This is a genomic window from Acidobacteriota bacterium (assembly GCA_020853395.1).
Lineage (GTDB): Bacteria > Acidobacteriota > Vicinamibacteria > Vicinamibacterales > SCN-69-37 > JADYYY01.
This window is the reverse complement of record JADYYY010000008.1, coordinates 141,287-147,530: the sequence shown is the minus strand read 5'-3', so window position 1 is coordinate 147,530 and position 6,244 is coordinate 141,287. Positions and strand designations below refer to the sequence as shown.

The 6,244-nt window shown below is 71.7% G+C and carries 6 protein-coding genes; all 6 read right to left on the bottom strand.

From position 1 onward, the window contains the following. The coding region (locus tag IT184_07995; GenBank protein MCC7008743.1) for a hypothetical protein at positions 1-259 on the bottom strand (259 nt) is incomplete at its 3' end. A gap of 48 nt (positions 260-307) precedes the next feature. After that, on the bottom strand, positions 308-1,813 hold the full coding sequence (locus IT184_07990) for a hypothetical protein (protein ID MCC7008742.1): 1,506 nt from the start codon (positions 1,811-1,813) through the stop codon (positions 308-310). Next, on the bottom strand, positions 1,810-3,372 hold the full coding sequence (locus IT184_07985; GenBank protein MCC7008741.1) for a hypothetical protein: 1,563 nt from the start codon (positions 3,370-3,372) through the stop codon (positions 1,810-1,812). Before IT184_07985 ends, IT184_07990 begins: the two co-directional genes overlap by 4 nt. A gap of 13 nt (positions 3,373-3,385) precedes the next feature. Next, positions 3,386-4,507, bottom strand: a complete 1,122-nt coding sequence (locus IT184_07980; GenBank protein MCC7008740.1) for a hypothetical protein — start codon at positions 4,505-4,507, stop codon at positions 3,386-3,388. Between the two features lie 34 nt (positions 4,508-4,541). Beyond that, positions 4,542-5,501, bottom strand: coding sequence for a hypothetical protein (locus tag IT184_07975; protein ID MCC7008739.1), 960 nt, complete (start codon positions 5,499-5,501; stop codon positions 4,542-4,544). A 25-nt stretch (positions 5,502-5,526) separates the two neighbouring features. Beyond that, complete coding sequence (locus IT184_07970) at positions 5,527-6,171, bottom strand: hypothetical protein (GenBank protein MCC7008738.1); 645 nt, start codon at positions 6,169-6,171, stop codon at positions 5,527-5,529. Positions 6,172-6,244: the final 73 nt, after the last annotated feature.

The window sequence follows — 6,244 nt, the reverse complement described above, 5'->3', positions numbered from 1 at the left end:
CCGGCGCGCCGTTGACGTCGACGAACTGGCCGTTGACCGGGCCGGCCGACTGCGTGCCCCAGACGACGAGGTAGACGTTGTTGACCGAGTCGAACGCGGCGTCGAGCTTCACCAGCAGCCGGTTCTCGTTGCGCACCGTCGTCGGGCCGGCAATCTTCGTGAGATCGGCGGAGGCCGCTGCGGGCAGCAGCGCCGCCCAGGCCATCAGGATCGGGACGACACTCCGCTGCAGTCTTCGTGCGATTCGTCTTACAGTCACCGGCCACCCATTGCGTCGAAGGGCAGCCGGGTCACACTCCGATCACGTTCACGGAGCGGATGGAACTCGCGGCTGCTGGAAGTTCAACCAGAGAATTGCGCGGAGGCGCCCCGGCGCGAGAAGCGGCTCGCGGGTGACGCGCCCCAGGCGCTCATAGTATCGGCCAACGAGGCCGTCCTGTATATGGTTTGTCCCACTCGAGACGCTTTCTGGGTAGCCCGACGGCACTTGTCGCAGGAAATGGCCGGGGGCCCAGTCCGAGTCTGCCGGTAGCCGGGCCAACAAGGGGTCGGTCAGGCCGTACGGGTCTATCAGATGGACCCTCGGGCCGGCGAAGTACCCCGCGAAGCCGACCCACTTGAAGACCTGGACGTTCTCACCGCGCTCCCGTGCGTCCAGGACGCGCCTTGGCCACGGATGCCGGTCAGCCTCCTCGCGGAGCCCATGCAGCAGGAGGCCGGTCGTGGGGTAGTAGAACTGCCGTTCGTCGGTGACACGCCAGGACGTGCGGCCGTCACCGCCCCGGCCTGGCGGTCCCCAGATTGCCGGCGCCGGCGCAGCGAACAGGAGGCTCAGCGTCGCGAGGCCGGCGACCCCGCCCGCTTTCAGCGAGATGCCTGGCCCTGTTCTCGCCAGGAACACGGCCGACAACCACACCGCCGGTGCGAGCAGCCGGCCGCTCATGAAGTCGCCCCCGACCCAGACGACGTACGAGGTCCAGAGGCCGATGGCGGCGACGACCTCCCAGCGGCGACGCACGATCCCCCAGGCGATCGCGCCGAGCACGAACGCCGCGCCTACCGGATCCATGAACGCGAAGTCCGCGAGATAGCGGCCGCCCTGCTGGATCAACTCCGCCCTGGGCACGCCGTGGCCGAGCTTGGCGTAGGCCGTGTTCGGGAACGGCACGCCGTAGTACACGACGGAGAACGCCGCCCACAGAGCCGCCGGCAGGGCCGCCGCCGTGAGCGTTCGGCGAGCCGCGCGTCCGCCCTTCGCAAGGGACCGGGCGAGCAGCGGCAGCGCGAGCAGGCCGGCGTCGAGCCTGGTGACCAGCACGAGACCCGCGAACCAGCCGGCCGTCGCGGCCGGCCTGGACTCCTCCCGCATCGCCAGCGCCATCGCCGCGGCGAGCAGCACGAAGAGCAGCGACTCCTCGAGCCCCGACGTGGAGTACTCGACGAACGACTTCGACCCGGCCAGCGCGATCAGGACGGCGAGCGTCGCGCCTGCGCGCGCGCGGCCAATCCGGGCCAGCATGGCGACGGCGGCGATCGACGCCGCGATCGACGTGCCGAGCAGCGTGAGGCGCGCGCTGCCGGTGATGGCGTAACCGGGCACGAGCGCCCACATCCACAGCGGGTGCGTGTAGGTCTGGACCCGTTCGTCGACGTTCCACCGCAGCCCCAGCCCGTGGACGAAGTTGTCCACCGTCCTGATCGTGATGTACGCGTCGTCGCACAGCCAGGCGGCTCGAACGATCACGACGAGCAACGCCGCGGATGCTGCGGCCAGCAGCACGGCGCTTCCGCGGCGCGAGCAGATGGAGATCATTCGAGCAGCAGCGCGGCGATCGACCGCCATCGCGCCGCCGTCCACACGCTGCCGCGCGTCACGATCGCGACGCGGTCGTAGAGCGCGTGGATGCCAGGGTCGGCGATGACGTTCGTGTGCTGGCGGATCGTGTCGACGTAGCCGGCCGGCACGTCGCGCGTGAAGTGGCCGATGCGCCACGGCGTCCGGGCCGGCAGCCGCGCGAGCAACGGGTCGCAGAGCGCGTTGCGATCGATGACGTGCACGCCGGGGCCGGCATGATAGCCGAACAGGCCGACGTTGCCGGCGACCGCCACGTTGGCTCCGGCGTTGCGCAGCCGCGCCGCCTTCCCGGCTTGCACCCAGGGATGATGGTCCAGGCCGGCGCCACGCAACTGCGCGCCGAGCCCCAGCGTCTGGAAGTAGAAGCGGCGCTCGTCCACGACGCCGTCCACGTCCATGACGTCGGGGTCTCCCTGGCCGAATCGCGGGCCGCTCGAGAGCGGCGCCGTCCGCGCGCCCGCGAGCCCGGTGGCGACGATGAGCGCCGCCAGGGCCGCGGGGACGAGCCACGCGGGCCTTCGCCGCCGGTTGGTTCCCACGGGCGGAAGGCCGATCGCGGCGAGCAGCGACCAGCACAGCAGCGGCGTGAGGAATCGGCCGCTCATGAAGTCGCCGCCGACGCGGACCAGATACCCGGCATACAGGAGGCTCCCGGCAGCGAACGCGGCTCCGCCGCGGCGGCGAGCCATCACGACCAGCGCGGCGCCCACGATCGCCGCCACCGTGACGGGATCGATCACGAACGTCGCCCACCAGTACCGCCCGCCCTGCCGGACGAGATCGATCGCCGGGATTCCGGTTGCGACCTTGGCGAGCGCCGTGTTGGGCACGGGCGTCCCGTAGTAGACGACGGCGAAGGCCTCCCATGCGAGCAACGGCGACAGGCCCAGCGCCAGCGGACGCCACGTCGTGCGAAGGCTGGTTGACGCGATCCAGATGAGCAGCGGGCCGATCAGGAGCAAGAGGTCGAGCCGGCACAGCACGACGACCGACGACGCCAGCGCGACGAGCCAGGGCCGGTGCCTTCCGCCGTTGCGCCAGGCCAGGAACGTCGCGAGCAACGCCGCGTGCGAGAGAGGGTTCTCGAGCCCGCTCGTGGAGAAGTCGGTCATCGCCTTCGAGCTGATCAGCACGGCCGCCGCAACGGCTGCGCGCCCGGTGGCCGTCGCCACGTATCGCAGCAGCACGAACACGGTGGCGAGCGAGAGCGCGGCTTGCACGGCCAGGGTCGTGAAGTACGGCTCGCGCGTGATCGCGTAGAACGGCAGCAGGACGAGCAGCCAGGCCGGGTGCGTGTAGGTCTGGACCCGCTCCGCGATGTTCCAGCGGAGCCCGAACCCGTTCACGGCGTTGTCGATCGTCCGGAGCGTGATGAAGGCGTCGTCGCTCACCCACGCCGTGCGCCAGAGAATCCAGGCGAAGAGCGCGGTCGACGCCACGGCGACCAGGACGAGCGGCGCGGCGGCAGGAACGCCCGGCGGCTCGCGGCCGGCAGTCGAGCGCGAATCGGCTGTCACGGCCGCGTTCGCATCAATCGCCGAGCGTCTGCAGCACGGCGTTGACGGCCGCGAGCCGGACGCCGGGATTCGCATCCCCGACGCGCGCGTACACGGCACGTTCGAGTCCCATGCCGAGCTGGCCCGCGGCGCGCAGCGCCGAGATCCTCACGTCGCTCGACGGATCGTCCATGAGCGTGCGCACCGTGTGCTTCGCCAGGTCCGGCTGAGCGCGCGCGAGCATGACGGCGAGCCGGCCACGGGTTTCCGGCGTCGAGGTCTCGAGCAGGCGCGCGGGATCGGGACCGTACGGGCTGCCCGCGAGGGCGAGTGCGACGCCCGCGTCCACCGCGCGCCGGCCGCTCACTTCCGATCTGAGCTGCTGCACGTCGGCGGCTGCCGCGGGATCGCCATGCCGCGCGAGCGCGATCTTCAGCGCGATCTGGATCTCGTACGGTTGCGGCGTCCGCAGGAGCTGGCGGAGCAGGCTCGTCGTCTCGCTGTCCGGGAAGTCGCCGAGCGCGGCGGCGGCCGCGGCGCGAGACGACATGTACTCGTCCCGCTCGAAGACCGGCCGCAGGAGATCGAGCCGCTCGGCGGTCGTGAGACGCGTGAAGCGCGTGACGATCTCGACGCGAAGCGCGCCCGGGAGCTGCTCGGCGTAGGTGGGGAAGAACTGCGGCCACGGCCGCAGCCCCGCGTGCGCGAGCCGGTAGACCGCGACGGCTTGCGCCGCGACGTCCGGCGTGCCCCAGATCGCATCGAGCAGCGGCTGACATCGGTCGGCCGCACGATCGGCGCGCATGGCGATGCCGCAGGCCTCGGTCCGCACGTCCTCGGCGAGCGTGGGTTGAGTGAGCGGCACGCTCGCCGCGACCGCGAGCATCCGCAGCAGCGGCGGTTCGTCCTGCTTCGTCTGCTCCAGCAGCTCGTCGTAAGCGGCGATGCCGCGCGAGACGTCGCCCGTGGCCGCCGCCAGCAGCACGCCGGCGCGCGACCGATCGGCCGAGCGCGGCAGCTCGCTCCAGCGTGTCCAGGCTTCGGCGGCTTTGCCAGCCTCCGCCAGGGTCAGGAGCGCGGACGCCGTGTCACCGGCAGGCCCCTGTGGGGCCGACAGCAGCGCGGACAGAAGGAGTGGAGCGAGAAGAGCGATCATGAGGTCGACCTCGGTCGGAGCGATCCGTTCGTCATCACGGATGGGCGGCCGCTGCCCGCGGCGCGAACAGCGCGAACACCATCGCCGGCGCCAAGAGCGGGAGGAGCGGCGTGAAGATGCGCGTTTCGATGATGCTCGAGAACAGCAGCGCCACCACCGTGAACGCCGGCGCCACGACGGCGGTGCTCATGCGGAGCACACGCGGCAGCGTCGGCCACGTGCTCGCGGCCGCCGCGATCAGCGGCAGCGCCAGCACGACGACGAACCACGCGTACGCGCGATAGTACGGATCCCAGTTGGCGGGCAGCAACGCGAGGAACTCGAGGTTCCGGCGCCACTGCCAGGGATCGTAGGTCTCGACGCCGAGCGTCAGGCGCAGGCCGGCATGGATCGAAAGCCACAGCAGTCCGAGACCGACCGTCAGCCGCAGTCGGCGCCGATCGAAGGGACCGGCCATCCAGAAGAGTACTACCAGGAACGCGGACGTTTCGCGATTGAGCGCGTTCGCGACGAGGACGGCGGCGAAGAGCGCCGTCGCACCACGAGCGATGCACGCCGTGCCCCACGTGAAGAGGAACAGCTCCATCAGGTGGTCGGGATGCGCCCAACTGTTCGTGAACGTCAGCGGAAGCAGGGCCGTCGTCAGCAGCACGCCGGCGACGGACGGGCCGCGGTCGAACCAGGTCGACAGATACCAGTGCGTCGCCCCGAGCGCGGCGAAGATCGTGAGCCATCGGAAGAGCACCCACGTGCTGCGGCGATCGAACCCGGTCAACGCCGCGAGCCCCTCGTACGCGTACGGCGCGAGCACGCGATAGCGGCCTGGCGCCGGCTCGGTGCCGGCGACGACGCCCGGCGTGTACTCCGCGAACCCGCGCTCCGGGTTGGCGCGGACGTGGTAGTCGACGTGGCCGATGGCGGTGGCGACGGTCGCGTAGAGGAGCAGGATCAGCACGGACTGCCGATCGGCCGCGGCGATCAACCGGCGGATCACGCGCCGGATCCTATCAGCACGTCGATCAGGGGCGCGCCGGCTGCGGCGCCGACGGCGCCTGCGGCATCGGCGTCGGCAGGCCGGGCGCCGGCGTTGCCGGCGCGCCGCCTCGCGATGGGCCGATCGGCACGATCACGGCCGGCACCGACACGCCCGCCGGGCGCGACGCCGCCGCGGGCGGTTCGGTGGCCGGCGGTTCCATCTCGGACGGCCGCGGCGGCAGCCCGGGCTGCACCGGCGGGATCTCGTCGTCGGGCGAGCCCGGCGTCGGGATGATGGGCGCCGGCCGCACGACCGGCGTGAACGGCGGCGGCGCGCCGACGGCCGACGTCTGGCTGGAGGCCACGATGTAGATCGTCTCGAACTGCGAGACGCCGGCATGGCCGGCGCGGCGCGGCGTCAACGCGTAGCCGGTCGCCTGGCGCAGCAACGCTTCGAGGACCCGGGCCTGGGGCACGTGGACGAACTCGAGCGGCACGGGGACGATCGCCGGCGAGAGGCGGTCGCCGTTGACGACATGGCAGCCGCAGAGCCGCCGCCACTCCGCGATGATGTCGCGGACGCTGACGCCGTTGGCCGCGAGCGTCACGGTGCCGTCAGCGGCGAACTCGAGCGCCAGCTTCCGCTCTTGCGCGTTCGCCCCGGTGGCCGCGAGCACGGCCGTCGCCACGAGCAGACCGCGAATGACGGTTCCGACGCGCCCGTTCCTCCGACGCGCTGTCCGGCCGAACGTCCGACGAATC